Annotated in this window: 23 protein-coding genes; 8 read left to right on the top strand and 15 right to left on the bottom strand. The window is 55.7% G+C overall.

All coding sequences use genetic code 11. The annotated features are described in order from the left end of the window. Positions 1 to 79 precede the first annotated feature (79 nt). The 6 genes from cmk to Q1K07_RS14865 all read right to left on the bottom strand — a co-directional run bounded on the left by cmk (position 80) and on the right by Q1K07_RS14865 (position 8,908). Positions 80 to 778, bottom strand: a complete 699-nt coding sequence (gene cmk / locus Q1K07_RS14890; RefSeq protein ID WP_300312459.1) for a (d)CMP kinase — start codon at positions 776 to 778, stop codon at positions 80 to 82. Continuing rightward, positions 771 to 3,050 carry a bifunctional prephenate dehydrogenase/3-phosphoshikimate 1-carboxyvinyltransferase gene (locus Q1K07_RS14885; RefSeq protein ID WP_300312457.1) on the bottom strand — a complete coding sequence of 760 codons (2,280 nt, stop codon included), beginning with the start codon at positions 3,048 to 3,050 and terminating at the stop codon, positions 771 to 773. The genes cmk and Q1K07_RS14885 overlap by 8 nt, the downstream gene beginning before the upstream one ends. Before the next feature lie 47 nt (positions 3,051 to 3,097). Continuing rightward, on the bottom strand, positions 3,098 to 4,192 hold the full coding sequence (gene pheA / locus Q1K07_RS14880) for a prephenate dehydratase (protein ID WP_149285026.1): 1,095 nt from the start codon (positions 4,190 to 4,192) through the stop codon (positions 3,098 to 3,100). Positions 4,193 to 4,233: 41 nt separating this feature from the next. Then, the gene (serC, locus tag Q1K07_RS14875; protein ID WP_300312453.1) at positions 4,234 to 5,337 is read right to left on the bottom strand and encodes a 3-phosphoserine/phosphohydroxythreonine transaminase; all 1,104 of its coding nucleotides are present in this window, start codon (positions 5,335 to 5,337) and stop codon (positions 4,234 to 4,236) included. Positions 5,338 to 5,494: 157 nt separating this feature from the next. Further along, complete coding sequence (gyrA, locus tag Q1K07_RS14870; protein ID WP_300312450.1) at positions 5,495 to 8,284, bottom strand: DNA gyrase subunit A; 2,790 nt, start codon at positions 8,282 to 8,284, stop codon at positions 5,495 to 5,497. 204 nt (positions 8,285 to 8,488) lie between these two features. Beyond that, positions 8,489 to 8,908, bottom strand: coding sequence for a thioesterase family protein (locus Q1K07_RS14865; protein ID WP_300312447.1), 420 nt, complete (start codon positions 8,906 to 8,908; stop codon positions 8,489 to 8,491). Between the two features lie 283 nt (positions 8,909 to 9,191). Between Q1K07_RS14865 and Q1K07_RS14860 the strand changes: the two genes are divergently transcribed. Beyond that, positions 9,192 to 10,145 carry a recombination-associated protein RdgC gene (locus Q1K07_RS14860; RefSeq protein WP_300312445.1) on the top strand — a complete coding sequence of 318 codons (954 nt, stop codon included), beginning with the start codon at positions 9,192 to 9,194 and terminating at the stop codon, positions 10,143 to 10,145. Next, positions 10,142 to 11,305 carry a 1-acyl-sn-glycerol-3-phosphate acyltransferase gene (locus Q1K07_RS14855; RefSeq protein WP_300312443.1) on the top strand — a complete coding sequence of 388 codons (1,164 nt, stop codon included), beginning with the start codon at positions 10,142 to 10,144 and terminating at the stop codon, positions 11,303 to 11,305. Before Q1K07_RS14860 ends, Q1K07_RS14855 begins: the two co-directional genes overlap by 4 nt. 109 nt (positions 11,306 to 11,414) lie before the next feature. Here Q1K07_RS14855 and pyrC read toward each other — a convergent pair whose 3' ends face one another. Next, positions 11,415 to 12,455, bottom strand: a complete 1,041-nt coding sequence (pyrC, locus tag Q1K07_RS14850; RefSeq protein ID WP_300312440.1) for a dihydroorotase — start codon at positions 12,453 to 12,455, stop codon at positions 11,415 to 11,417. A gap of 227 nt (positions 12,456 to 12,682) precedes the next feature. Between pyrC and Q1K07_RS14845 the strand changes: the two genes are divergently transcribed. After that, positions 12,683 to 13,150, top strand: coding sequence for a hypothetical protein (locus Q1K07_RS14845; protein ID WP_300312437.1), 468 nt, complete (start codon positions 12,683 to 12,685; stop codon positions 13,148 to 13,150). A gap of 38 nt (positions 13,151 to 13,188) precedes the next feature. Here the strand turns inward: Q1K07_RS14845 and Q1K07_RS14840 are convergent, their stop codons facing one another. Together Q1K07_RS14840 and Q1K07_RS14835 are read right to left on the bottom strand one after the other, a co-directional pair. Beyond that, positions 13,189 to 14,430, bottom strand: coding sequence for an FAD-binding oxidoreductase (locus Q1K07_RS14840; RefSeq protein WP_300312435.1), 1,242 nt, complete (start codon positions 14,428 to 14,430; stop codon positions 13,189 to 13,191). A gap of 154 nt (positions 14,431 to 14,584) precedes the next feature. Further along, positions 14,585 to 15,043, bottom strand: a complete 459-nt coding sequence (locus tag Q1K07_RS14835; RefSeq protein WP_300312433.1) for a TerB family tellurite resistance protein — start codon at positions 15,041 to 15,043, stop codon at positions 14,585 to 14,587. A gap of 24 nt (positions 15,044 to 15,067) precedes the next feature. Between Q1K07_RS14835 and Q1K07_RS14830 the strand changes: the two genes are divergently transcribed. Beyond that, positions 15,068 to 15,535: a DUF3592 domain-containing protein gene (locus tag Q1K07_RS14830; protein WP_300312431.1), complete on the top strand. Its 468-nt coding sequence runs from the start codon at positions 15,068 to 15,070 to the stop codon at positions 15,533 to 15,535. Between the two features lie 15 nt (positions 15,536 to 15,550). On the opposite strand, the gene Q1K07_RS14825 is transcribed toward Q1K07_RS14830, so the two are convergent. After that, complete coding sequence (locus tag Q1K07_RS14825) at positions 15,551 to 17,092, bottom strand: DHA2 family efflux MFS transporter permease subunit (protein ID WP_300312429.1); 1,542 nt, start codon at positions 17,090 to 17,092, stop codon at positions 15,551 to 15,553. Positions 17,093 to 17,115: 23 nt separating this feature from the next. Continuing rightward, positions 17,116 to 18,249 (bottom strand): HlyD family secretion protein, encoded by a 1,134-nt coding sequence (locus tag Q1K07_RS14820; protein ID WP_300312426.1) that lies wholly within the window; start codon positions 18,247 to 18,249, stop codon positions 17,116 to 17,118. A 211-nt stretch (positions 18,250 to 18,460) separates the two neighbouring features. Between Q1K07_RS14820 and Q1K07_RS14815 the strand changes: the two genes are divergently transcribed. Then, entirely contained in the window at positions 18,461 to 19,093 is a 633-nt protein-coding gene (locus tag Q1K07_RS14815) for a TetR/AcrR family transcriptional regulator (protein WP_300312424.1), read from the top strand. A gap of 187 nt (positions 19,094 to 19,280) precedes the next feature. Here Q1K07_RS14815 and Q1K07_RS14810 read toward each other — a convergent pair whose 3' ends face one another. The 3 genes from Q1K07_RS14810 to Q1K07_RS14800 are packed head-to-tail and all read right to left on the bottom strand — an operon-like array spanning position 19,281 to position 22,270. Next, positions 19,281 to 20,585 carry an amidohydrolase gene (locus Q1K07_RS14810; RefSeq protein WP_300312422.1) on the bottom strand — a complete coding sequence of 435 codons (1,305 nt, stop codon included), beginning with the start codon at positions 20,583 to 20,585 and terminating at the stop codon, positions 19,281 to 19,283. 28 nt (positions 20,586 to 20,613) lie between these two features. Beyond that, on the bottom strand, positions 20,614 to 22,065 hold the full coding sequence (locus Q1K07_RS14805; protein ID WP_300312399.1) for a sodium:solute symporter: 1,452 nt from the start codon (positions 22,063 to 22,065) through the stop codon (positions 20,614 to 20,616). Beyond that, the gene (locus Q1K07_RS14800; protein ID WP_300312396.1) at positions 22,058 to 22,270 is read right to left on the bottom strand and encodes a DUF3311 domain-containing protein; all 213 of its coding nucleotides are present in this window, start codon (positions 22,268 to 22,270) and stop codon (positions 22,058 to 22,060) included. The genes Q1K07_RS14805 and Q1K07_RS14800 overlap by 8 nt, the downstream gene beginning before the upstream one ends. A 116-nt stretch (positions 22,271 to 22,386) precedes the next feature. On the opposite strand from Q1K07_RS14800, the gene Q1K07_RS14795 reads away from it, so the two are divergent. The 3 genes from Q1K07_RS14795 (at position 22,387) to waaZ (ending at position 25,487) form a co-directional block, all read left to right on the top strand. Next, positions 22,387 to 23,298 carry a LysR family transcriptional regulator gene (locus tag Q1K07_RS14795; RefSeq protein WP_300312394.1) on the top strand — a complete coding sequence of 304 codons (912 nt, stop codon included), beginning with the start codon at positions 22,387 to 22,389 and terminating at the stop codon, positions 23,296 to 23,298. A 125-nt stretch (positions 23,299 to 23,423) separates the two neighbouring features. Continuing rightward, complete coding sequence (locus Q1K07_RS14790; protein ID WP_300312391.1) at positions 23,424 to 24,578, top strand: aminotransferase class I/II-fold pyridoxal phosphate-dependent enzyme; 1,155 nt, start codon at positions 23,424 to 23,426, stop codon at positions 24,576 to 24,578. Positions 24,579 to 24,701: 123 nt separating this feature from the next. Further along, the gene (gene waaZ, locus Q1K07_RS14785) at positions 24,702 to 25,487 is read left to right on the top strand and encodes a 3-deoxy-D-manno-oct-2-ulosonate III transferase WaaZ (protein WP_300312388.1); all 786 of its coding nucleotides are present in this window, start codon (positions 24,702 to 24,704) and stop codon (positions 25,485 to 25,487) included. Between the two features lie 817 nt (positions 25,488 to 26,304). On the opposite strand, the gene Q1K07_RS14780 is transcribed toward waaZ, so the two are convergent. Next, positions 26,305 to 26,806 (bottom strand): UDP binding domain-containing protein (locus Q1K07_RS14780; protein ID WP_300312385.1); only part of this gene is annotated, 502 nt, incomplete at its 5' end.

Below are 26,806 nucleotides of genomic sequence, written 5' to 3'. Positions count from 1 at the left end.
GTTGGACCTGACCGAGCTTTCCGACTATCCAAGGACTCGGGCACGCCGTGACATCTGACCGGGGACTCCGCAAGGGTTGTCAGGTGCTCGAGACCAGCCCTTTCTGGGCCAGCAATTCCTCAAGCCGATCAACCACTTCCGGTATGCTCAGGCTAGTGGTATCCAGCTCGATGGCATCATCGGCTGCTACCAAAGGAGCCACGCTGCGTTGTGTATCACGCATATCGCGGGCCTGAATCTCCCTTAAAAGACTCGATAGACTAGCATCCACGCCGGCTTCTCGCAACTGGAGATGGCGGCGACGGGCCCTTTCCTCGGCACTGGCTGTCAGGAAGATTTTCAGCGTGGCGTCGGTGAACACTACGGTCCCCATATCACGCCCATCTGCCACCAGTCCTGGAGAGAGGCGGAAGTCGCGCTGGCGTTGCAGCAGCGCTGTACGCACTGCCGGCAAAGCAGCAACTCGAGAAGCACAGTCACCCACCTTTTCCGTGCGAATGTCCTGGCCGACCTCATCTCCTTCAAGCAATACCTCGGTCACCGCTCCTGCCACCCGAAATTCCACATCCAGGCCAGTAGCGAGCTGTGCCAGCATCGCCTCATCGTCCAGGGCAACGTTCTTGCGTAGCGCAGCCAGTGCCGTAAGACGATACAGACAGCCGCTATCCAGCAGATGCCAGCCAAGACGCTCGGCAATCAAGCGGCTGATGGTGCCCTTGCCTGCCCCCCCCGGACCATCAATGGTCAGCACTGGAATGGAGGATCGGGTATCAGTCATAGCGAACCTCTTCGAGGCTCAACCCTACCTTCTGGGTTAATTCGACAAAGGTCGGGAACGACGTCGCCACATTGGCACAGTCATCGATCTCTATTGGAGCGCTGGCCCGCAGACCGGCAATCGTAAAGGCCATGGCAATGCGATGATCTTCATGACTGTCGACACGGCCGCCGCCATAGTTGGCACCCTCGCCTCCCTTGCCGACAATATCGATGCCATCATCATAAAGCGTATTATCGATACCAATGATCGTCATGCCATCTGCCATCGACTGCAAGCGGTCGGACTCCTTGACACGCAACTCTTCAGCTCCGCGCAAACGGGTGGTGCCCTGCGCATTGGCAGCAGCAATGAATAGTGCCGGAAACTCATCAATGGCCAATGGCACCTGGTCCTGCGGAATATCGATACCTTTAAGCGGCGCATAGCGGATATGCAGATCTGCGACAGGCTCCCCACCAACTTCACGCGGGTTTTCCAATTGCAGATCGGCCCCCATGGCCTTGAGAATATTGATCACGCCGATACGCGTCGGGTTGATCCCCACATGTTCGAGCAGCAGATCGGATCCCGGAGTAATGGCCGCAGCAACCAGGAAAAAGGTCGCCGAAGAAATATCGGAAGGCACATCGATAGGCGCTGCCACCAATTTACCACCGCCCTGCAACCAGCAGGTGTCACCTTCCCGCTCGACGGGATAGCCAAAGCCATTCAGCATGCGCTCGGTATGATCACGGGTAGGTGCCGGTTCACGGACTCGGGTTTCTCCATCCGCATACATGCCGGCCAACAACAGGCAAGACTTCACCTGGGCACTGGCCATGGGCATATCGTATGTAATGCCATTGAGGCGCTGTCCCCCTTTGATCTTGAGCGGAGGACGCCCGCCTTCACTGGTCTCGATGACCGCTCCCATCAGGCGCAGCGGATCAGCCACACGCCCCATCGGACGACGAGTGAGGGAAGTATCTCCCGTCAGTTCGGTATCAAAATCCTGCCCCGCCAGAAGTCCGGCAAACAAACGCATCGCCGTGCCAGCATTACCTACGTAAAGTGGGCCCGCTGGCTTCTTCAACCCGCGCATGCCAACACCATGAATCGTCACTCGCCCCTGGTGCGGACCTTCAATGGCCACCCCCATCTCACGAAAGGCCTGCAGTGTGGCCAGACTGTCTTCGCCCTCAAGGAAACCGGAAACTTCTGTCACCCCTTCACCAAGGGCGCCGAGCATGATCGAGCGATGGGAAATGGACTTGTCTCCCGGTACACGAATACGGCCGGTCACACTACCGCCAGGGGCGACCCGGTAACGCAGCTTGGCTGTTTCTTGCATTTGGTATTCCGCCTGATAACTGGTCTGATTGAGCAAGGATTCGAAATAGTGCCGTGCATGACGAGCTCGGTCGAAAGTAGCGAGCATGCCATCGCCATCGCCCTGTATCACGGCCTCGCGCAATAGCGCCAGGCCGTTCTCGAAGTCATCGAGAGCATCGAGCACCGCATCACGATTGGCCTGAAAGATATCGCGCCACATGACCGGGTCGCTGCCAGCAATTCGGGTAAAGTCGCGAAACCCTCCTGCGGCATAGCGGAAGATTTCCAGACGTTCGTCCTGACGCGCCAGAGTATCCACTAGAGAAAAGGCCAGCAGATGCGGTAGATGACTGGTGCGGGCCAAAACCTGGTCGTGGCGCTCCACTCCCATGTACAGCACCTCGGCGCCGGTCATGCACCACATGGTCTCGACCAGCTTTTGTGCCTTTTCGTCCGTATCCTGTTCCGGCGTCAGAATGACCTTGTGATCACGGTATAAATCGGGATTGGATGCTGCCACACCACTTTTCTCGGAACCGGCAATGGGATGGCCCAGTACAAGACGCTCCGGCAACTTACCGAATGCCTCGATGGCAGCTTCACGAATGGTCGCCTTGGTACTGCCCACATCAGTGATGACCACATCCGGCGCCATGCGCGACAGATAACCTGCCAATGCCTTCATCACTGAAGACATGGCCAACACCGGCACTGCCAGCACCACGAGCGTGGCACCGTCCAGCACATCGCCGAGGCACGTGGAGCCATTGTCGATCAGGCCCATGTCCATGCCACGACGAATTTCACCAGCATCGGGATCACAAGCCAGGATGACACTATCATCATCCTGCTGCCCCACTCCCGCCTGGCGCAGAGCAGCAGCGAGAGAGCCACCGATCAGGCCCAGACCGACGATCACGATACGCGACGCTCGCGGCAGTCGAAATGCCGGAGGCAACTGGTGAGACGATGATTCCTGTATAGCCTGTTGATGCCCCCCCACTCTCACAGCACCCCTTGCGGGTATGAACCAAGCACTTTGACTTCGGAAGCACGCAAGCGCACTTCCTCAAGCACTGCCGATACCCGCGGCTCGTCGATATGGCCGGCAAAGTCGATGAAGAACACATAGTTCCACACCCCGGTGCGGGATGGACGAGTTTCGAGGCGCGTCAAGTCGATCTGGTGACGGTGGAACGGCTCGAGCAGGTCGTGCAACGCCCCTGGCTGGTTACGCATGGCCACTACAAGGGAAGTCTTGTCGGTACCGGACATGGGGACTTCCTGGTTGCCGATGATCAGGAAACGAGTGGAATTGTCCGGGCGATCCTCGATCTTCTCGGCAATGTGACTCAGCCCATAGAGCTTGGCCGCCATATCTCCCGCGATGGCAGCACTGTGCCACTCGGACTTGACCAGGCGCGCGGCCTCGGCATTGGATGATACCGGCACGCGCTCCGCATGTGGAAAGTGGGCATCAAGCCACTTGCGGCACTGAGCAAAGGACTGCGGATGGGAATAGATACGCGACACCTTATCCTTCAGCGTATTATCAGCCACCAGCAAGTGATGGTGGATGCGCAGCACCACCTCGCCACAAATGTGCAAGGAAGAGTCCATGAACGAATCCAGGGTATGGTTGATCACCCCCTCCGTGGAATTCTCGACCGGCACCACACCATAATTTACCGCCCCGGCTTCCACTTCACGGAACACTTCATCGATGGCAGCCATTGGCTGGGTCAAGGCACTTTCACCAAAGTGCTTGAGCGCCGCCTGCTGAGTAAAGGTCCCTTCCGGCCCCAGATACGCCACCTTGATCGGCTGCTCCAGCGCCAGACAGGCTGACATGATCTCTCGGAACAAGCGTGCCATCTCTTCGCTGTCCAGAGGTCCCTTGTTCAGTTCCATTACTCGACGCAATACCTGCGCCTCACGTTCAGGACGATAGAACACAGCCTTGGGGTCACTGGCGGTCTTGGTTTCTGCCACTTCACGCGCGCACTCTGCACGCTCGCTGATCAAGCGCAGTATTTCACCATCAATATCATCAATGCGCTCACGCAACGCGGATAGATCCTGCTTGCTGGAATCACTCATCTTTGCCTCTCGCTTCCTTCCTGATTCAACTGCGCCTTGACTCAACCGCGCCGCTGCTCAAAGTCATTCATGAAGGTGACCAGGGCATCCACCGCTTCCTCTGGCACTGCGTTATAGAGACTAGCGCGCATACCGCCAACACTGCGATGCCCCTTGAGGTTCAACAGCCCTGCCTCATCCGCTTCACGCAGGAAATCCGCATCGAGACGATCATCCGCCAGGACAAAAGGTACATTCATCCGCGAGCGATTACGCTCTACGATTGGATTACTAAACAGCTCACTTGCATCAATAGTGGCATAAAGCTTGGCCGCTTTACGTGCATTGATGGCTGCCATGGCCTCGAGACCACCGATATCCTGCCTGAGCCATTCGAATACCAACCCGGCCAGATACCAACTATAAGTGGCAGGCGTGTTGATCATGGAACCCGCCTCGGCCAACTCGCGATAGCTGAACAGTGTCGGCATGTCACTTCTTGCACGATCGAGAAGGTCATCACGTACAATCACCACGACAAGTCCGGCCGGTCCAATATTCTTCTGAGCGCCGGCATAGATCACCCCATAACGGGATACATCCAACGGTCCAGATAGAATATTGGATGACATGTCTGCTACCAGCGGCACTTCTACGCCATCCGGGCGCACAGCACGAGGCGTGTAATCGAAGGCCAGGCCACCAATGGTTTCATTGGTGGTGATATGCAGGTAAGCCGCATCCTCGGAGAGCTGGATATCCTCTTCTCGCGGCACTTCGGTATTACCAGAGTCGACACTGGATGCAGCAACATGCGCAGCACCAAACAAGTGCCGGGCTTCCTTGACCGCTTTCTTGCCCCAGATACCTGTCTCGAAGTAATTCCCCGTGCCACCGTTACCCAGCAGGTTATAAGGTACAGCAGCAAATTGTTGGGTCGCTCCTCCCTGGGTGAACAATATGCGGTAATTGTCCGGCACCGCCAGCAAGCTTCGCAGATCGGCTTCGGCCTTCTCGGCAATCGCCACATATTCGCTGGAGCGGTGGCTCATTTCCATCACCGAGAGGCCGCGGCCCTGGTAGTCCAGCATTTCCTGCTGAGCACGTTCGAGAACAACAGTAGGCAAGGCAGCAGGGCCTGCACAGAAATTGAAGTGACGTGTCATTGGTGTCCAGTATCCGTCTTTTGCTTTGGCCTTCACACCATCATGTCCCGCATGGCATGAAGGCACCCAGCACTTCAAGCAAGAAGCCTGCGACACTAGATGGGCCGCAGGCAGGGGTCTCAGCCTATGTCCTTCTTACGAGGACTAGAACCGTTCATTATTGGCCATCGTCATCGCCGACCGGGTCAGCATTGCCGCCCTCTGGGTCACTAGTAGGGGCATCATTAGCTGGGGTGCTATCTCCAGAAGCAGCGTCTTCGGAAGCGGCATCCGTGGCAGCATCAACATCGACGCCTTCACCATCCTCCAGTTCCTCCACGACACTGTCGTCTTCTTCCAGTTCCTCGATACGCACGGTCTTGACCAGTGATTCCTCTTCACTCAGACGAATCAAGGTAACACCTTGAGTATTACGCGAGCTGATGGAAACTTCGTCGACACGGGTCCGCACCAGCGTGCCGCGATCAGTGATCAGCATCATCTCGTCGCTCGAGTAGACCTGCATCGCGGCAACCATGCCACCATTACGATCGCTGGTCTGCATGGCGATCACACCCTGGCCGCCACGACCGCGCAGAGGAAATTCCTCGAGACGAGTGCGCTTGCCATAGCCATTCTCACTGGCAGTAAGGATGTATATCTGACCATCCTTGGCGACAGCATCAACATTCGTTGCATCGCCACCCACCTCGCCGTCTTCTTCTTCGGCATCCACTTCGAGGCTCTTGGGAATGATCAGACTGATCACTTCCGCCTCATCGAGAAGACGCATACCGCGTACACCACGGGCCGTACGCCCCATGGCCCGAACCTGAGTCTCCTCGAAACGAATTGCCTTGCCATTGGACGACAGCAGCATGACATGGTCACTGCCAGAAGTGATGGCGGCGCCGATCAGGCGATCACCCTCTTCCAGGTCGATGGCAATCAGTCCCACACTACGTGGACGGGAGAACTGCTCAAGACTGGTACGCTTCACCGTTCCGCGAGCAGTGGCGAAGAAGATATAGCAATCCGGGTCGTAGTCATGCACCGGCATGATGGCATTGATCGCTTCGCCTTCATCCAGCGGCAGAAGATTGACCAGTGGCTTGCCGCGAGAGCCGCGGCTGGCCGCAGGCATCTCATAGACCTTGAGCCAGTAGACCTTGCCCCTATTGGAGAACAGCAGCACGGTATCGTGAGTCGAAGCAACCAGCAGGTGCTCGATAACGTCTTCGTCCTTCATCGATGTCGCCGACTTTCCACGCCCACCACGACGCTGGGCCTGATAGTCAGACAGAGGCTGCGTCTTGGCATAACCGCTGCGCGACACGGTCACCACCATGTCTTCCTCGGCGATCAGATCCTCAATGGACAAGTCCAGTCGACTGACCTGGATTTCCGTGCGACGCTCGTCACCAAATTGGTCACGAACCGCCTCCAGCTCTTCGCGGATAACTTCGAGCAAGCGCTCGGAAGAGGCCAGGATCGCCATCAATTCCGCGATGCGCTCGAGGATGGAAAGGTATTCATCCAACAGCTTCTCGGTCTCGAGCCCTGTCAGGCGATGCAGGCGCAGTTCCAGGATGGCCTGGGCCTGAGCCGGTGACAGGCGGTACTCACTGCCACTTTCGAGCAGACCGAAGCCTTCATCCAGATCTTCCGGCTTGCACGACGTAGCCCCGGCACGCTCAAGCATTCCGGTAACCTGACCAGGCTGCCAGGAGCGGGCCAGAAGACGTTCCTTGGCCTCGGCAGCACTTTGTGAAGCCTTGATCAGCTCGATGACCTCATCGATGTTGGAGATGGCGACGGCGAGGCCTTCAAGAATATGGCCACGCTCGCGGGCCTTCTTGAGTTCGAACAGCGTACGCCGGGTCACCACTTCGCGCCGGTGGCGAATGAACGCCTCAAGCACCTGCTTGAGGTTCATTATCTTCGGTTCGCCATCTTCCAGGGCAACCATGTTGATGCCGAAGACGCTCTGCAACTGGGTCTGGGCGAACAGGTTGTTGACCACGACATCGCCACTTTCGCCGCGCTTGACCTCGATCACTACCCGCAGGCCGTCCTTGTCGGACTCATCGCGCAGCTCAGCGATGCCTTCGATCTTCTTGTCCTTGACCAGCTCGGCAATCTTCTCGATCAGACGCGCCTTGTTCACCTGGTACGGCAGTTCGGTGACGATGATATGGTCGCGGCCAGTCTTGTCGTCATGCTCGATGGTATGACAGGCACGCACATAGATACGGCCACGCCCGGTGCGGTAGGCCTCGAGGATACCTGCCCGGCCATTGATGATGCCCCCGGTGGGGAAATCCGGACCCGGGATATATTCCATCAGGTCATCGATGGTGAGGCTGTAATCGTCGATCAGCGCCAGGCAGCCATTGATGACTTCCACCATGTTGTGTGGCGGAATATTGGTTGCCATGCCCACGGCAATACCCGACGAACCATTGACCAGCAGGTTGGGGACCTTGGTCGGCAGCACATCCGGGATGCGCTCGGTACCGTCATAGTTGTCGACCCAGTCGACAGTATCCTTCTCCAGATCCGCCAGCAGTTCATGGGCCAGCTTGGCCATGCGCACTTCGGTATAACGCATGGCAGCAGCACTATCGCCATCAATGGAGCCGAAGTTGCCCTGACCATCCACCAGCACATGGCGCATGGAAAAGTGCTGAGCCATACGCACGATGGTGTCATAGACCGCACTATCCCCGTGAGGATGGTACTTACCGATCACGTCGCCCACCACACGGGCTGATTTCTTGTACGGCTTGTTCCAGTCATTGCCCAGTTCGTGCATCGCGAACAGCACACGCCGATGAACCGGCTTCAAGCCATCGCGCACATCAGGCAGTGCACGGCCGATGATCACGCTCATCGCGTAATCGAGATACGACTGTTTCAGTTCGTCCTCGATATTGACTGGCAGAATCTCTCTGGCGATGTCACCCATGGGTCGTCAAATCCTTTGGTACAGCTGATATAGGTACAGCAGCAGGCAGTGCGTCACTGACGTCACGATAAACTCCCGACGAACTTCTTCAATGAACCATTCCATTGAACTATTCTGTTGAACCGCAGGGAGCGTGACAGAGCACACAAATACAGCGCACTAGCATATCACTTAAGGGACTACCCGCGCAGCGTTTAACACACGTCAGGAAACCAGCAGGGGTTCCAGCGCCTCACGCAGCTCGCCTTCTATGCTCGCCGCCTTGTTGTTGGCCACATCGAGCAGTACAAAGGTCAATACTGCCCGAACCACCAAGGCCCCATCACTTTTGCGAGTGATCTGCTGGGACATCCGCGCACTGCGTGAGCCAAGGTCTGCAAGATGCGTGCGAACCTCAAGGTCATCACCGGCAACCGCTGCCGTGCGGTAATCGATGTTGAGATTGACCACGACGAAGGCCACATCACCACGCGACAGCACGCCCATCAGCCCAGCATGACGATCAAAGTAATCCCAGCGCCCCTCTTCGAGGAACTCGAGATAGCGCGCGTGATTGACATGACCATAGCCATCGAGGTGAAAGCCTCTTACTCGAAGATCAATGCTTGTGGTGTTCATGAACATTCCCTTGTGCAGGTAAAGCAGCCAAGCCGCAACAACTATCGAGTCGCAACAACTATCGAGCCGCGACAGCTACTTGGAACACTATTATTCGGAACATTACACAGAAGACTGCGTAGAAGTAGCTATGCAGAAACGATATAACGAGATCAAATCTAACATAACAGCCTCAATGGCCAATCGGCGATAGGTGCGTTGCTTCGAACGTATTCCCTGAATGTCCAACTAGCACCGGAAGCAGCCATTAGACATAATGTGCGTCCTTTTTGACCCTGGGATTTGCTTCATGTGGTTCAAGCACTTGCACCTTTACCGCCTGCATGACGGACCGTCCATCGACGCTGGACAGCTGGAAACCGCCTTGTCTGAACAAGCTTTTCGCCCGTTGGGAAGCGCTGAAGCACGCCGCATCGGCTGGACAACTCCGGCGGGTCGTGCGGGCGTGCAGTATCTGCACGAACTGCAAGGGCAACGTCTGATGACGGCTCTGCGCCAGGAGCGCATCTTGCCGGCATCGGTGGTAAAAGAAGAAGTCGAGGAACGCAGCGAAGCCATCGAGACCCAGGAGGGCCGCAAGCTTCGTCGGCAGGAGAAGCAGGAGATCAAGGAGCAGGTCTACGAGGAATTGCTACCCCGCGCCTTCGTACGTAGCCAGAAGACGGACCTCTGGTGGGATACCCGACGTGGCTTGATCGCCATCAATACTTCAAGTCGCAAGCGTGCAGAAGAGCTCCTCGACCTGTTGCGCGAAACCCTTGGCAGCCTCAAGGTGACGCCTTTGGCAGCCCAGACCCTGCCGATCCGCGCCATGACCACCTGGCTGACCGACCCGGGAACTCGCCCTTCTGACATGGTGATGGGAGACCAGGTCGAGCTCAAGGCCAAGGGCGATGACGGCGTGCTACGGGCCAAGCAAGTGGACCTCGATAGCGACGACATCCAGCGTCTGCTGGAGCATGACCGCCAGGCCAGCAAGCTGGCTCTGGGGTTAGAAGGCCGCCTGCGCTTCGTGCTCCACGACGACCTGGCAGTGAAGTCGTTGTCTTTCGACGATGCGCTGGTCGAAGAAGCCAACCAGAGCGAGGATGGAGACGATGCTCTAGTCCGCCTGGAAACCGATTTCCTGTTGATGACCCAGGCTCTTGGTGATGCAGTGGATCGCCTGCTCGACTGGCTTGGCGGCGAAGCCCAGAGCCCCTCTTCCGTTGTTTCCCCTGATCTTGCGACCACCACCTCATGACTGCAACTTCTGACGCAACCTTGGATCCCTGGCACGATATTCGCCCCTACCAGGACCATGAGGTGGCAGCCACTCTGGCCCGCCTCAGTGAGGATCCGGAATTGCTTGATGCACTGACCCGCTATCGGCTGCCGCGGCTTTCCCGGCTCATGCCGAGGCTGTCGCGGACCCTGGCCAGCTGGGTGATCAAGCGTGAGGTCAAGGGAGTCGATACCATCCGCGGCTTCCAGAATCGTATTGCCAGCTACATGCAACGCATGCTGCGCGACTCTGCCGACGATTTTCGTGTCGATGGCGTGGAAAACCTGGATCCCGATACAGGTTATCTGTTCATTGGCAATCACCGCGACATTTCTCTGGATCCTGCCTTCGTCAACTATGCCCTTTACCTGGCCGGGCGAGACACAGTGCGCATCGCCATTGGTGACAACCTGCTCAAGAAGCCTTACGTCACTGATCTGATGCGCCTCAACAAGAGCTTCATCGTGCCCCGCAGCGCGCGAGGAAAACGGGCAATGCTGGCCGCCTATCAGCAACTATCTGGATATATTCGCCACTCCATATGCAGCGATAATCACTCCATCTGGATGGCCCAGCGCGAAGGACGCGCCAAGGACGGCATCGACCGTACCGACCCAGCCATCATCAAGATGATGACCATGGCACATCGCATGCATCATCGTGATGCTGGCCTCGGAGCCGCCATAGAAGAATTGCGTCTGGTGCCGGTATCGATCAGTTATGAGTACGATCCCTGCGATGTGCAGAAGGCCCGCGAGTTGAAGGCCACCTGCGAAGAAGGCGGTTACAAGAAAAGCGAATTCGAGGATATAAGTTCCATTGTCGCCGGGATTACCGGCTACAAGGGTCGTGTCCATCTACGCTTTGGCACACCGCTTGACGCCAGCTTTGACACGCCAGAGGCTGTTGCTGCAGAGATCGACCGCCAGGTACTCAGTGATTACCACCTGTTCCCCAGCCACTATCTGGCACTGGAAGCCCTGGGAGAACACCCAGAACTGCTCGACATGAAGGAAGTCACTGAAGCTGACCGCACGCGTTTCAATGAACGCCTGGCAGCGGTTCCCGAGGCATTGCACCACTGGTGGCTGCGTCAGTACGCCAACCCGGTGATCAACTGCGCATCAGCAGCTCGGTAAATCACTCGCCGGCCTCGCTGTGACAACGGCACAGCGAGGCCGGTAGCACTTCAGAAAAGCAGCACTTCAGAAAGATTCCTGGGAATCTCTGAATACGCTATCGAGCGGATCAGGCATCACGCATACGCCAGGAAAGCTTCTCCCCAGCACACAGCGGAACCAAGGTGTTCCCTTCTCCGAACGGTAGCTCTGCAGGCACTTGCCACTCGACCTTTTCCAGGGTGATGGTATCGGCATTGCGCGGCAGACCATAGAAATCCGGCCCATGGTGACTGGCAAACCCTTCCAGCTTGTCCAGTGCGCCTGCTTGTTCGAAGGCCGTGGCATACAACTCGATGGCCGCAAACGCCGTATAGGCACCAGCACAGCCGCAACTGCTCTCTTTGTCGTTACGAGCATGAGGTGCACTATCGGTACCCAGGAAGAAACTTGGGTTACCAGAAACCGCAGCCTCAACCAGCGCTTCCCGGTGACGCTCGCGCTTGAGAATCGGCAGGCAGTAATAATGTGGACGGATGCCACCGGCCAACATGTGATTGCGATTATAGAGCAGATGATGGGCCGTGATGGTTGCCCCTATATTGCCTGGCGCTTCGCTGACGAAACGTGCCGCGTCCGCAGTGGTGATATGCTCGAACACCACTTTCAGAGAAGGGTGGCGTGACAACAGCGGTTTCATGACTTTCTCGATGAACACCGCTTCACGGTCGAAGATATCGATATCGGTGTCAGTGACTTCTCCATGAACCAGCAGCGGCATACCAAGCCGAGCCATGGCAGCGATAGCGGCGTCGCAGTGACGTAGATCAGTGACACCAGAGTCGGAGTTGGTCGTGGCGCCCGCAGGATACAGCTTGACTGCCTGGACCTTGCCACTGGCCCATGCCGTCTCGATATCCTCGACAGTCGTCCGGTCCGTCAGATACAACGTCATCAGCGGCTCGAAATGCGTGCCTTGGGGCAATGCAGCCAGAATCCTTTCACGGTAGGACAGTGCTTGCTCAAGATTCGTCACCGGGGGCTTGAGATTCGGCATTACAATGGCACGCCCCATCTGGCGGGCAGTATCGGCAGCCACCGCCTGAAGAGCAAAGCCATCCCGCAGGTGGAGGTGCCAGTCATCGGGCCGGGTCAAGGAAATCGCAGTCACGAGCAGTCCTGTTGTCTGGGTTGCAGCCCACGGAGGGCCTTGGAGAGAAACACTGCGGAAATGCTGTCAGCAGCATTAAATCAGCAGCTCTCGGCATGCATGAAGAGATTCAGCCATCGCAGTATACCGTATGCCCCAATACAAAATGATCCGTTGGACAGGATAGTGCCCCTCCAGGACTATTTTCGCGTATTATCGGGGCGCTTATCGTTTCATGCGGGGAATTCATGCCTAAGGTACGTCATTATGCCGATCTCGTCGCCAGTCTGGCCGGATTGATGTGGCTCGCGCTGTACTGGTCGATCAGTATCTCATTGTATATCGACAGCCCGGAGCCAGCGATGGCGGCATTGCTGGGATTGGCCAGCATGATCCTCATCAGTTTCGTTCACCGTCCTATTCGCGTATTGCTGAGCCGCTATCACGTGCGCAAGCGTCGTACAGAAATGTGGATGCATATTCTTGCCCTGCCCCTGACCCTGGCATTCTTGTTTGCCATTGCCATCGATCACTTGATCACACCGATGAGCGGGGCACAGAAAATGCTGCTGTTCAACGTGCTGGCGACGGCAAGCTGGCTGGTTTTCGTCGTCACCCTGTTGATGAAGCTCGCCATTCGTGCCATTGCTGAGCGCCGCAACAATGGCTCATCAAGCGACAATGGCGCATCAAACAACAAACCCACCGAATCATGATCGGTGGGTTTGTTGTGCACTAGCGTAATGCACCGAGGTTAAAAGCGATCCACCCGATATGGCGCCATATCGATATCTGTCGCTTCACCTTCGATCATCTGCGTCAGCAACTTGCCGGTAGCAGGCCCCAGAGTGAAACCCTGGTGACCATGCCCGCAAGCGAGCCATAACCCTTTCTGGGCCGGTACTGGACCAATCACAGGCTTCATGTCCGGTGTACAGGGACGAGCCCCCTTCCACGGCTGTTGCTCCAGCCGTTCCCCCAACGGAAACAGGCCACGAGCCTTGCGCTCGGCGGCAGCCAGTTGCTCAGGATGAGGCGGAGCATCCAGGTGTTCCAGTTCTGCTCCCGTGGTCAAGCGAATGCCATCACGCATGGGCGCCAGAAGATAGCCGACTTCCGCATCCATGACCCAATGGCCCAGCCGCTTGTCCTCGGGATTGCGATAGTGCATGTGATAGCCACGCTTGACGAACAGTGGAATGGAAAGCCCCAGGTCCTTCATCCAATCCTGGCTCCAGGGGCCCAGAGCCATTATCAGAGTGTCGGCATGGAGATCTCCGCTGGAAGTCTTGATACACCAACCCTCGCTTTCCTTGTGCACATGCTGCACGTCAGCCTGCAGAATCTGGCCACCTGCATTTTCATAGGCCTTGGCATAGGCTGCCACCAGATCTCCGGGACTGGCCACTGTCCAGGGGTCCTGCCAATGAATCCCTCCCACCAACTCTCGCGACAGATGCGGTTCTTCACGTGCTAGATCGGTGGCCGACAATGGCTGAAAACGCACACCAAATCGCTCGGCATTTTCCTGTGCTGTCTGCAGGCGCTCGGCCAGAGCCTCCTCGGTACGGTAGACCTCGAACCACCCTTCTCGGCGCACCAGATGATCGGCACCAGCAGCCTCAATCATCGGGCCATGGGCCTTCAGGCACTCACCAATGATCGCGGCATATTCCGGCACGATGCGGTCATATCGGGCAGGTGCCGAGTTTTGCCAGTATTTGAATAGCGGCCCGGCATTGGCCAACATTGCCGAGGTGCGGTAACGGATATCCACCTGGCGGTTGGGCATGACTCGCATCAGTTTGGAGAGGTCCCGGGGAAAGGGATAAGGCCTCACGGCTTCACGCTGGATGATGCCGGCATTGCCATAGGATGTTTCACGTCCAGGTTCGCGGCGATCGACCAGGGTCACCTTATGGTTTCGCTGCCTGAGGTGCCAGGCTACAGAAACTCCGACCATCCCAGCGCCCACTACCACGACTTGACGCGACATCTCGCTCCTCCCAGATGGGATGACTGCAAAAGCAGCCATATAATAGAAAAATATGAAGGCCATCAGCCTGATGACCAGTTCATCATCCTATACCCAATCGAGACTGGCTGGATAGATCCGCCAGTGGTGACCATAGCGTTCCATGCAATGGTTGTCATTGCCCGACACGATGTTGCTCCAGGATTCGAGTGCGTACGAAGTCAGAGTGGCTGACATGCAGCAGTTCGGCCAGGGACCGAATGCGATGTTCTTCCAGCGCATCCTTTTCGCCATCCGCATAGGCTAACGCCCACATCTGCTGAACCAGGGCCACTCGATCGTCATAACTGCAACGATCACGCAACTCACGTACAAAACGGTGATGATCCACGGCACTTTCCGCTTCCTGGCGCGCCAGTGTCATCAGCTCATCCAGAGCACTGTCATCGAGATCAAAACGTTCACGCAATTGCTTGCGCATCAAGGCGATCTCGGCATCATCCAATTGATAGTCAGCACGCACGACCTCGCAAAGCAGCACGGCGGTTGCCAATGCCACATCGGGTGCTTGTCTCTGCACGTCTGACTGGGTGACATCATTGATCCAGCGCTGCAGGGAAGCCATCATCGACATCTCAGTTTCCTCAAGGGTTTTATCATGCCTCACCCTCTGTTGATCGTTTCCATCGTCGCCCTGGCCGGAGCCATTCTTGCTGCAGCAGGTGCCTGGAAAGTCCGGGACCTGAACGACTGGCCCACACATGAGGCTACCATCACCCACAACGAGGTACGCTTGGCTCAGGCCCAGCAACACCAGCGTGAAAGAGATCAACAGACGAAGCGCTACCTGGCTTATGTTGCGCTATCCGCCACGGTGGAAGGCGTCACTGTCACATCCGACAACTCAGGCTTTGATGGCGTTCCTTCTTTCACCAGTCGTGAAGCTGCCGAATCCTATCTTTCCGCTTATCCCGTAGGGAAAATCATCACAGTACGGATTTCACCGAGAGATCCGCATGTCATGCACCTTGGTGCCGGCCACATTCCCTGGGGGCGCTTAGGACTGGCTGCCTTCCTGGCCTTTGTCAGCATCGCGTCTCTTGGCCTATATGTCGTCAAGTCCTAGCTCTGCCATCCTTGCTCAAGCTTCAATCTTCTTGACCAGCAGCACCATCGGTGCGCAGACCAGATAGAGCAGACCCAGCCACAGAAAGATATCATTGAAGGATAACACCATGGCTTCCCGGGCAACGGTCTGGGACAGCATGACCAAGGCACTCTGTTGCGGATCAGCCACGTGTCCCGTCAACATGGACTCGTAGCCGCTCAACCGTTCCAGCACCACTTCCCGCCCCTGGTTGATGGCCGGAAGCAACTGGTTCCAATGATAATCCTGGCGCCAGTCCCGAATGGTATCCATCAATGCCAAGCCCAGGGCACCACCAAGGTTGCGCATCACATTGAACAGACCACTGGCATTGCCCACTTCTTCCCGCGGCAAGGTGCCCAGCGCAATGCGTGACGCAGGAATCAAGCAGAAAATCAGCCCCACGCCACGAATCATCTGAGGCAGGAAAAATTCATCGAAACCCGACTGGGAGGTCAATTGAGCATTCAGTGCCGAACCAATGCCTACCAGAATAAAACCAATGAACATCAACAGGCGCAGGTCGACGATATTGGTCAGGCGCCCGGCAACGGGGGCGGTAAAGAACATGGTCACGCCCGTAACGAACATCACCTGACCAATCTGCAAGCTCGAGAAGCCCCGCACATAACCGAAGAACTGTGGCATCAGGTAGACCAACCCATACAAGGCGATGCCGAGTACGAACCCCTGCAAGGCCCCCAGAGAGAAGTTGCGATCCGTAAAGACACGCAAATCCACGATGGGATGATCATGCTTCAGGGTCCGCCAGAAAAAGCCCACAGCCGATACCGCACACAACAGAGCCAGCCCCAGAATCAAATCATCATCAAACCAGTCATCGCCCGGCCCTTCTTCCAGCACATATTCCAGGGTGCCGAGAAATACCGCCATCAGGGCCAGTCCCAAGATATCCAGACGCCTGGCAACACGCAGGTCTCCCTTATCGATATCGAGGAAGTTCCATACGGCCCAGGTCACGAAGATGCCTGGCACGACATTGGCCAGGAAAAGCCAATGCCAGCTCAGCATCTCGGTGATGTAGCCGCCCACCGTAGGACCGATGGATGGTGCCATGGTCACCACCATGCCAATCACCGCCTGCACGGCGCCCATGGAGCGACGCGGAAAGATGGAAAAGCTGATGGCATGCGTAATGGGGATCATGGCCCCACCCATGAATCCTTGAATAGCCCTTAGAATGACCAGTTGCTCAAGCGTAGTGGCCATCGCACAGCCCAGGCTGGCCAACGTGAAGCCTGCGCTCGAAATGACAAATGCCGTACGAGTCGAGAAAATTCGGGTCAACATGCCCGACAACGGAATCATGACGATTTCCGCAATCAGATAGGATGTCTGTACCCATGAAATCTCTTCGGCACTGGCAGCAACCCCGGCCTGGATTTCATTGAGTGAGCTGGCCACGATCTGAATATCCAGGATGGCCATGAACATCCCGAATACCGCTGCAATAAAGCCGATACGTTGCCGCCATGGAGGAAACGTCTGTTCCTCCATGTTGCCCTGTGGCGGCATGACGCCCTCCTGGCTCGCCCCGCTCATTGCTCAGTGCCTGCCTTCATGTTCACGGATGCCGTGTGTCTGGAGGGGGCATCATTGTTTCCAGCGACACGGGCATGCGCCGCCAGTGGGTCACCAGAAAGATCATGCGTATCGACTTCTGGTTCGACAGAGAGACCTGCACGCAAGGCTCCCAAGGCTTCCTCGGGACCAGTCAGACGAATCTTGACAGGGACTCGCTGCACAATCTTGTTGAAGTTGCCCGTGGCATTATCCTGAGGCAACAGGCTGAATTGCGCTCCCGTTGCGGGTGCAATGCTGTCGACCCTCCCCTCGTACTCGACACCGGGATAGGCGTCCACGTGCACCTTGACCGGTTGACCGATACGCATGCGCTCAGTCTGGGTTTCCTTGTAATTGGCGATCACATATGCGGACTCCACCGGCACCAGATGCATCAGTGTGAGCGATGGCTGGGCCACATCGCCTTCCTTAACATCAATGGCTCCAACCACGCCGGCACGCGGCGCAACAAGTTGTGTCTTGCTGAGGTGGTGACGGGCAATCTCCTCCGCTGCCTGAGCAGATACCAGGTTGGCCTTTGCCGCGTCCACATCCGCCTGCGCCACATCAAGCTGTCGCTGGGCGCTGACCAGAGCCGCCTGACTGGCCGCCAGATTAGCCTGCGAAACTCGCAGAGTGGCTTCATCATCCTGGCGCTGCTGCTGTGAGGCATACTGACGTGATTCCAGGGAACGGGAGCGCTCCAGATGGAACTGTGCCTGAGCAACCTGTGCTTCACCAGCCGTCACCTCAGCTTGAGCTTGCGCAATCGTTGCCTGATGGCTGTCGATCTGCCGCTCAGCCTGCACTACCTTGGCTTCCTGCGCCCGGCGTTCGGCTATAGCCTGAGCCAGTTCGTTACGTGCGCTGCTGTCATCGAGCTGCACCAATAACTCACCAGCCTCCACCTGCTGGTTATCAGCCACAGGCACTGACATGACACGCGCGGAGATTTCCGAGCGCACTGTTACACTATCGGTATGCACATAGGCATTGTCAGTCTCTTCGACAAAGCGGCCATGGCGCCACCAGTCAACGCCTTCCCATACGCCCGCCGCAATGGCAATGACAACCACACCACCCAGCACCATGGCTTTCCTGCTTGCCATCATTTCATCCTCATGAGGAGTATCGGGAGAGTCTCCACGGGCTACTCATATATTCTTCACGGAGCACCTTGGAGAGTATTCATCCAAGAAAGTGTAATGTATGCTACACTACCGTGAATTACACATCCATTCCTACTCGTCACATCGGTCACACTGGTACCATGAAGCCATGCAAGTGTCGGTGACAGAGATATCATCACGAGCCAGACTCATGAACGACCCCCATGCAACAGCCAATTCCTTGACCCCAAGAGGCCAAGCGCGCCGCCAACGGCTGCTCTGCGCTGCTCGCGATGTTTTTCTGGAGAAAGGCTACGCAGGGGCCAGTGTCAGCGACATCGTTGCCCGGGCCGGAGGGTCCCTGAGCACGCTCTACAAGCAATTCGGCAACAAGGAAGGCTTATTCATTGCCGCTCTGGAAGCTCATGCATCCACTGTCTGGACTCGCCTGGAGGAATCTCATCAGAAGCCACCTGAAGAGGTCCTGTTCGAGCTTGCCCAAGGGTTGATTGACCTGGTCATCAGTGTTCCCCAGATACGCTTGATTCGCGGCATCAATGCCGAAGCCGAACGCACCCCAGAACTGGGTCAAATGTTTCTGGAACGCGGTCCGGATCGAACGCGCCGGGAACTGGCCGAGTACCTCAGGACTCAACACGCAACCGGGGTCCTGCAGGTGGATAACCCCAAGGAAGCCGCTGGCATGTTCACTGGCATGGTCGCAGGCGAGTGGTTGATCGACGGCCTTGCTGGCCGCTTTCCCGAGTTGACCGACGAACTCCGTGATCAACGTGCGCGCAATTGTACTGCCATCTTCCTTGCCGGATTACGACGCCGAGATTAAAGCCTCCTGCTCATCACCCTTCTTATTACTCCTGGCCATGCCCCTAGTTGCATCACGCCAGGGCATCAGATACACCACTGCCAGGGATGTCCACCCAGGCAAAAAAGGGCCACGAATGAATCGGAGCCCTTTATTTTCATGATCGGCTGCACTGATGCAGGCCGTGTCTACCGACCAGGACAGTCGATTAACGAGATAGCCAGGCCAGTGCCCCCGCTGCCAGCGCCTTGACTCCGGTACGCATGGTCACCGGATTGCCCGGAAAATAGTAAGGAGAATGCGGCATCTCCAGTTGACTCATCTTTTCACTCACGCTGGTGCCAGGTGTCTGTGCCCAGCGCTCAGCCGGCGTCGCGCCGACGAACCAATAGACGCAGGGAATATCTTCGCCACCAAAGCCTCCCGCCGTCGCATCGCCATAGTAGGGGAAGTCTTCACTCCCCCCCAGGCGAAACATGTCATACAGCGCCTCCTCTCCCAACAACTCTGCATGCCTGGCTCGGACACGGGCCGTGCTGACAGGGTCGTTGTACAGGGAGATGGTTTCTGACAGCACCTTGAACTCCGGTGGCTTGGGAGAGCGCCCAGCTTCGCATTCGGCATTCACGATACGCTTGATCGCCTCGATCACCTTGGCATGAATATCATCATCAAAGGTGCGGATGTTGATCTCCATCTCTGCCGAGTGCGGGATAATGTTGCCCTGGGTACCGGCCTGCAGCTTGCCAACCGTCACCACAACGGTTTCTGTCGGGGGCATTTCACGCGATACGATGGTCTGCAGACGGGTAACGATATGGGCAGCGATAACGACAGGATCGACTGTCTGGGCGGGCATGGAGCCATGCCCGCCCGCACCATGCACGGTTACCGCCAGGGTCGAGGCCGCTGCCATGGCACTGCCTTCTATATGCCCTACCGTTCCGGCTAATGCCGGCATGTTGTGCTGTCCCAGCACAACATCTGGTCGCCCGAAGCGCTCATACAAGCCATCCGCCAACATTGCCTGAGCACCACCAAAAATCTCTTCTGCCGGTTGGGCAATGAATATCGCCGTACCCTGCCAATGCTCACGCAGTGACATCATGACCCCTGCCGCCCCGACCAGACAGCTCGAGTGCAGGTCATGGCCGCAGGCATGCATGACAGGAACCTGGCGACCATCCTCCGTTTCTTCCTTTCTGGTACTGGCATATTCGAGACCTGTTTCCTCCTTGATCGGCAAGGCATCCAGGTCACTACGCATCATCACGCAAGGGCCGTTACCATTCTTTATAACCGCGACGACGCCAGTTCCTCCCACGCCACGAGCAACCTCCAACCCCAGTGCTTCCATGGCATCCGCCACCTGAGCACTAGTCCGGTGCTCATGAAACGGCAGCTCTGGATGAGCATGGAGGTCCTGATACAAAGCAGCCACCCTCTCAAGCTGCGCTTCACTTGCCTTGTCGAGCAGCACCTTCAGCGAGTCTTCGGCAATGGTCTGAGACATGAAGATTTCTCCTTTATCGTGGTCCCAATCAAGCGGCCTTGGCCTGAGATGAGTGTCTATCGAGAATGCTTTGCCACAGCAGCAGTACTGCCACGTTGACCAGCAGTCCCCAGAAACCGGCATGCCAGCCAAATGGGGGCGTCGGCAGGACGAACTGGAACAGCAGGAACACCAGGCTGCCGGCGATGGCACCCAGGTAGGTCGAACGTCGTGTCATGGCCGGGAAGAACAGCGCCCCCAGCACCATCGGCATCAATTGCACGATCATGCCGTATGCTCCCAGCAGCAACGTCACCAATGAGGTGGGATTGGCCAGCGCACAGACATAGGCAATCAGGCAAACGAGCAACACACAGAGCTTGGTCGTTTTCACGGAGGAGGCATCGCTGGCATTGCGCATCACTGTCTGGCCCAGTACATCACGGGCCAGTACAACAGCCGTGGTATGTGCAAGGTTGGCTCCCGTCGACATGGCCGCAGCCAGCGCACCAGAGAGCATCAGGCCAACCAACCATGCCGGGAAGTCAGATACGTTGATGACCATTTCCAGCAAGACACGGTCGGGACTCGCCAGCGGATCATCGGCGAATGTCAAGATGCCGGCAAAACCAATAAACAGCAGTGGCACCAGTAGATAGGCATAGAGCGGGTAGAATACGCTGACCTTGCGCAGGCTCCTGCCACTGTCAGCCGAATAGAACTTCATGAATAGATGGGGCCACATGGCTCCACCAAAGGCACTGACCAGTATCGCCGTACTGAAGGCACCCCAGCCCATGCCATTGGCACCTGGCATGGTCAGGTATTCCGGTGCCTTGGCGGCGATCTGCTCGAACATCGGTTGCACGCCACCGTAGACATGAGTCGGAATTGCCAATCCCAGGCCCCAGGCCACGACGATCATCATCACGCCCTGTACCAGGTTGGTCCAGCCAATGCCATTGAGACCACTGGTGAATACATAGATGGCCACAACGACGAAAGCCAGCAATGCTCCCAGCCAGAATGGCACCAGAGAATTTGTCGCCGCCTGGAACAACAATCCTGCACCGGCAATCTGTACGGTCAGGTAAGGCACCATGGCCAGAACACCGATGACACCTGCCAGGATACCCAGAGGTCGACTGCGATAATGATCCGCAATCAAGTCCCCCTGGGTCAGATAACCACGCTCACGACCAATGCGTGCCACCTTGGGTCCCAAGGCCCAGATGGTAATCGGCACCAGTCCCAGGTAGGCCAGAATATAAAACGATGGTGCCCCCTTGCTGTATGCCCAACCAGGAGCCCCAAGAAAGGAAAAGGCAGAGAAAATTTCAGCTCCGAGAATAAAGAACAGAATCAGCACACCGACGTGGCGACCACTGGCGACGTAGTTTTCCAGATTGGAAGGCCCTTTACTCTTGGCTCGCACACCCACCCATAGCACAACGGCCAGATATGCCAGGGTGATTGCCGTGACCAGGATGGAATCAGTCATTCTGCTGGCCTCCATGTCGAATCACATAGGCGATCCACATGCCGGCAAACAGCACCAGCATCCACAGCACATACCAGAAGAAGAAAAACGGCAGACCGAGCACATAGGGCTCGATGCGGTTGGCGATCCATGCGCCCGGCCAGATCATGGCCAGCACACAGACAAGGAAGTGCAGCGCCACACCGAAGTGATACGTCTTGCTCATAGGCTACCCCATTACGTTATTGGAGTTGGAAGAAGGGTCCTATCACTATGGTGGCGTTCCACACATAGCAAAAATATTTATAATCGATGACATCGATAACATTTTGGTATGGCACCATGGAATTCCGTCAATTGCGTTACTTCCTCGCTATCGTGGAAGCGGGTTCGGTATCTGCGGCCAGCCGCAGGATACATGTGGCGCAACCAGCGCTGACCCGACAGATCAAGCTGCTTGAGGAGGACCTGAATACCCGACTGTTTGAACGTCATGCCCGCGGCATGGTACTGACCATGGCTGGCCGCGCTCTGGTCGAAGAAGCCAAGGAGTTGCTCACCAAGCGCGATGAACTACGCGGACGCCTGGCGTCTTTGGGGAGCGGTACTGTTGGCCGGTTAAGCATCGGTATTACGCCGACGTATCTTTGGCAATCCTGGGCAACAACTCTGCTGCGACACTTCCGCCGAGACTATCCAGGTATTGCGCTGGAGATATTTCCCCTCCTTTCCGGCCCCCAGCTGGAACGTCTGCGTGATGACGGCCTGGATGCAGGGCTGATGTACTTGCACCATGATGACGAAGCAGGCATCAGTAGCATGGAAGTACATCGAGACACCTTGATACTGGCGATGCCTGAGGATTCCGAGTGGGTTTCAAACCCTCCCGACAGCCTTTCTCAGCTCAGTGATGCCGACTTCGTATGGGGCTTCCGTTGGGCCTCACCTTCCTATTACGACCGCATGACAGAACACTTCCATCACCTGGGATTTCAGCCCAAGGTGGTGCAGTATGGTGCTGATAACTCCGCTATTCTCAGCATGGTATCCGCCGGTCTGGGGCTTGCCATCGTACCTGACTCGGCCAGTGCCAACCCAGCCCCCGGAGTATGCTTCCTGCGCCTTCCGGAATTGGATGCCTGCGATATGCCTCTGCGCTTTGCCTGGAGCAAGGACAACGATTCACCAATACTGGCCAACATGGTTCACCTTGTGCAGGAGCATGTCGACTTCTTGCGCCAACGGCAGGCCTAGCCTGGCGCTGGTTGATGACCTGTTCACTGGTCTATCTAAAGGCCTGAGCACGCCGCCCGGAACGGCTCCAAACAAGCGACGCCTGCCTGCAAAATGTTATCTTGGCGGCAACCACAGGAGACATCATGTCAAGAGATGCCAGGCAGACAAGGACCATGCAAAGAGAAACCAAGCCACGCTTCGCAGACCATCTTTATCACCCAGGCCCCGACAACCCTTTCCCAGGTATCTGGGCTCTGCAACGACGCCTTGGTCATGCCATCCCCCATCGTCTGGGATCCAACGAGGGCCTGGACATGCCCCACCAGGCACTTCGCCAGCACTTCGGCGATGTCATGGTCGAACATGCTTACTGTTATGGCGATGCTGAAGCCTTTGGCCTGCGCCAGCGACTCGTCCATCACTATGGCTTTGAACTGGACAACCTGCTGGTCGATGCTGGTTGCGATAGCCTCCTGGCCCTCACTCTGCGTGCAACAGCGCCTGCCGGTACTACAGTGATCAGTTCCGCAGGCACTTACCCTACCTTTGGCTATTTCGCCAAGGGCCAAGGCTGTCGGCTGGTCGAAGTGGATTACCAGGAAAGCACCTCACAGCTGGCCCCCGACCTCGATGCTCTGGCCCGGGCCGCTCATCAGCATCGGGCACGTCTCGTCTATCTGGCCAATCCAGATAATCCCACAGGCCACCTGCATGCCCCGGACAGTATTGAATGCTTGCGCCGAGAGCTTCCAAAGGACTGCTGGTTGTTGCTGGATGAGGCCTACCATGACTTCCGCGATGATGCAGATCACCCCGACTTTCGCCGTGCACTTCCCGGAGTGATTCGCTGCCGAACATTATCCAAGGCACATGGCCTGGCCGGCTTGCGTGTCGGTTTTGCCATCGCTCAGCCTGATGTCATCGCCATGCTGCAGAAAGTCCGCATTCACTATGCGGTATCTGCTCTCAGCCTGGCTGCCGCCGAAGTGGTACTCGACCATCCTGAAGAATCTCGCCGCCATATCCAAGATGTCATGGACCGCCGTGAAAAGCTGGCAGCACACTTTCGCAGACTCGGTGGAAACGTCCTGGACAGTGCCACTAACTTTATTGGCATCCGCCTGGCAAATGCGGACCTTGCCTCCCAGGTACAGGCCGATTTGCTGCAAGAAGGCAAACTGGTAGCGCGTGCCGCCCACCCTGCTCTCGGGCATGTACTACGCATCACAGCACTTGAAGATGCATTGGTGCCAGGCAGGCTAACTCGAATCGAGCAGGCTATTGACCCAGGTCAATAATTCTCTTTTCAGCGCTGAGACAATGGGGTGAAAATGCTCATGCAGACATGTCTTAGAGCGTACTGTTCCTTCTTCGCGACAAGACTCTCTATTACGTCGCTATTCTCCAACCAAACGTAAAAAATGGATACCGGTAATCAACACCAGATCGATCGACTGATTGCATCAAGGAACGGAGATGTGGCCATCATTTTTCTCTCTGGGCCTACCTCTCTGAACACTCCGCTGTCAACACTGAGACAGTATGACACTATCTGTGTAAATGGTTCAGCGGACTATCTGATAATTAATGATATCACTCCATTCATTTACTTAGTAACTGATCATAATTACTTCATTCGAAATACAGAGTCGTTCTTTCATCAAGCCAAGGCTGCTAGACATGTCGTTGTATCGAAGGAGTTGTATGATGTCGCCAAACACCGCTATTCAGAACGACTTTCAGCTTTGCAGCCAATCATCATTCATCGAGCATGCAAGAGCAAGAAAGGCGGGTTAAAGAACTACCTGAAACTCAAGCTCAAGTATCGAAATTGCGACATGATCAGCTACACCGCTCCACTCAGTAAGAAAGGAACCATCCAAGGCTACAGTCGAGATATACGACTGGGGTATTTCCATACTAGAACGGTCGCTTATGCAGGTATCCAACTGACCGAAACCCTAGGCTACAAGACTGTCTGCTTTTCTGGCCTGGACATGACTGGTTCGAAAGGTCGTTTCTATGAACAGAAAGGCTCCCGACTAGAGAAGACTTCTCTGGACGAAGACCTGGACAACATTCTCGATGGCCTGAACTGGATGAAAACCTTTTCAAAAATGAAGGTATTCAATCTATCCAATGATACCAGAGTCCCATACGAGTTAGTTCCTTTCGCCGATAGTGTTGAAGATACAAATGATCATTAAAACCTATCAGCATAACTGATAGCTCAACTCAACAAGGTAGAAACATGAGTCTCGAGTTTTTAAAAGAATGCCTTCTCTCTGAAGTCATAAATAGTAAAAATAAAAAATTTTCATGGGGAAGAACCATTACCCGTGCTTGGAAGCATCCCAGACGTCGCTTTTTATTCTGGTGGAGAATAGCATCCTACCTTTATACAAAAAAAATAGTCAAGTAAAGAAAATAGCTGAAAAAATAAACAGAAATTTAATCAAAAAATACAATACAGAAATCCCACTAACAGCCCAGATACAGCCGGGACTTCGCATCATACATTACAATGGAATTGTAATAGCAAAATACTGTAGAATAGGCAAGAATTTATTGATTCGACAAAATACCACCATTGGAATAAAGGACATCACATCAATAAAGAAAAAAAATTGTATTACTATTGGAGACAATGTCGACATAGGAGCCAACTCTTGTATAATCGGAAACAATTTATTTATTGGCGATAATGTAACTATAGGAGCAATGAGCTTTGTCAATAAAGATATTCCATCAAACTGCATTTTCTATACTAAAAAGGAAAATGCCACGATAACCAGAGATAGGTAATCTCTCAACATTCAGTATATTTCTAATATCGATAATAGGTTCATCAACAATCAATTAGAGACTTGCCAAAAAACCGATATTAATTAAGACGCCATATGGTGATATTCCCCCTTACCCTGCATTGGAGTCCATGCCAAGATAATAAACTTTACCATCATCCAAAGGGTAAGGAGGAATCAATTAATAATCTTGCCCCGTATATCTGCCTTAATTTAATGCTCAGGCATCTATACTTAACGAATCTCCCCGGCCGACGGCATAATACATGAGCCCTGCTTCGCGAACTGCCTCGGTATCATAGAGGTTGCGTCCATCCACGATCACCGGCATGGCCAATTGCTCCTTGAGCCAATGGAAATCGACGGAACGGAACTCCTTCCACTCGGTACAGATCACCAGGGCATCCGCGCCTTTGACGGCCTGGACGCGATCTCCGGCCAGTACAAGATCATCACGCTCGCCATAGATACGACGGCACTCGCGCATCGCTTCCGGGTCATAGGCCTGAACCTTCGCGCCCGCTTGCCACAAGGCTTCCATCAGAGTGCGGCTTGGGGCATCACGCATATCATCGGTATTGGGCTTGAATGACAATCCCCAGACGGCGATGGTGCGCCCTTTCAGATTGCCATCGAAAGCATTCGACAACTTGGTGAACAGCGTCTGCTTCTGGCGGTTGTTGACCGCTTCCACGGCTCCCAGTAGCTCGGCATCATAGTCG

Source organism: Halomonas sp. (assembly GCF_029263665.1).
Classification (GTDB): Bacteria; Pseudomonadota; Gammaproteobacteria; order Pseudomonadales; family Halomonadaceae; genus Halomonas.
Note: the sequence above shows the minus strand (reverse complement) of the source record. Positions and strands in the feature narration are given on the sequence as shown.

Excerpts from the sequence above, each read along its gene's own strand:
- Q1K07_RS14845 (WP_300312437.1), top strand. The coding sequence starts at position 12,683 with ATGCCTAAGGTACGTCATTATGCCGATCTCGTCGCCAGTCTGGCCGGA.
- Q1K07_RS14855 (WP_300312443.1), top strand. The coding sequence starts at position 10,142 with ATGACTGCAACTTCTGACGCAACCTTGGATCCCTGGCACGATATTCGC.
- waaZ (WP_300312388.1), top strand. The coding sequence starts at position 24,702 with ATGGATACCGGTAATCAACACCAGATCGATCGACTGATTGCATCAAGG.
- Q1K07_RS14830 (WP_300312431.1), top strand. The coding sequence starts at position 15,068 with ATGCCTCACCCTCTGTTGATCGTTTCCATCGTCGCCCTGGCCGGAGCC.
- Q1K07_RS14820 (WP_300312426.1), bottom strand. The coding sequence starts at position 18,249 with ATGGCAAGCAGGAAAGCCATGGTGCTGGGTGGTGTGGTTGTCATTGCC.
- pheA (WP_149285026.1), bottom strand. The coding sequence starts at position 4,192 with ATGAGTGATTCCAGCAAGCAGGATCTATCCGCGTTGCGTGAGCGCATT.
- Q1K07_RS14825 (WP_300312429.1), bottom strand. The coding sequence starts at position 17,092 with ATGCCGCCACAGGGCAACATGGAGGAACAGACGTTTCCTCCATGGCGG.
- Q1K07_RS14800 (WP_300312396.1), bottom strand. The coding sequence starts at position 22,270 with ATGAGCAAGACGTATCACTTCGGTGTGGCGCTGCACTTCCTTGTCTGT.
- Q1K07_RS14815 (WP_300312424.1), top strand. The coding sequence starts at position 18,461 with ATGAACGACCCCCATGCAACAGCCAATTCCTTGACCCCAAGAGGCCAA.
- Q1K07_RS14795 (WP_300312394.1), top strand. The coding sequence starts at position 22,387 with ATGGAATTCCGTCAATTGCGTTACTTCCTCGCTATCGTGGAAGCGGGT.
- Q1K07_RS14865 (WP_300312447.1), bottom strand. The coding sequence starts at position 8,908 with ATGTTCATGAACACCACAAGCATTGATCTTCGAGTAAGAGGCTTTCAC.
- cmk (WP_300312459.1), bottom strand. The coding sequence starts at position 778 with ATGACTGATACCCGATCCTCCATTCCAGTGCTGACCATTGATGGTCCG.
- Q1K07_RS14805 (WP_300312399.1), bottom strand. The coding sequence starts at position 22,065 with ATGACTGATTCCATCCTGGTCACGGCAATCACCCTGGCATATCTGGCC.
- gyrA (WP_300312450.1), bottom strand. The coding sequence starts at position 8,284 with ATGGGTGACATCGCCAGAGAGATTCTGCCAGTCAATATCGAGGACGAA.
- serC (WP_300312453.1), bottom strand. The coding sequence starts at position 5,337 with ATGACACGTCACTTCAATTTCTGTGCAGGCCCTGCTGCCTTGCCTACT.
- Q1K07_RS14835 (WP_300312433.1), bottom strand. The coding sequence starts at position 15,043 with ATGTCGATGATGGCTTCCCTGCAGCGCTGGATCAATGATGTCACCCAG.
- Q1K07_RS14790 (WP_300312391.1), top strand. The coding sequence starts at position 23,424 with ATGTCAAGAGATGCCAGGCAGACAAGGACCATGCAAAGAGAAACCAAG.
- Q1K07_RS14810 (WP_300312422.1), bottom strand. The coding sequence starts at position 20,585 with ATGTCTCAGACCATTGCCGAAGACTCGCTGAAGGTGCTGCTCGACAAG.
- Q1K07_RS14860 (WP_300312445.1), top strand. The coding sequence starts at position 9,192 with ATGTGGTTCAAGCACTTGCACCTTTACCGCCTGCATGACGGACCGTCC.
- Q1K07_RS14840 (WP_300312435.1), bottom strand. The coding sequence starts at position 14,430 with ATGTCGCGTCAAGTCGTGGTAGTGGGCGCTGGGATGGTCGGAGTTTCT.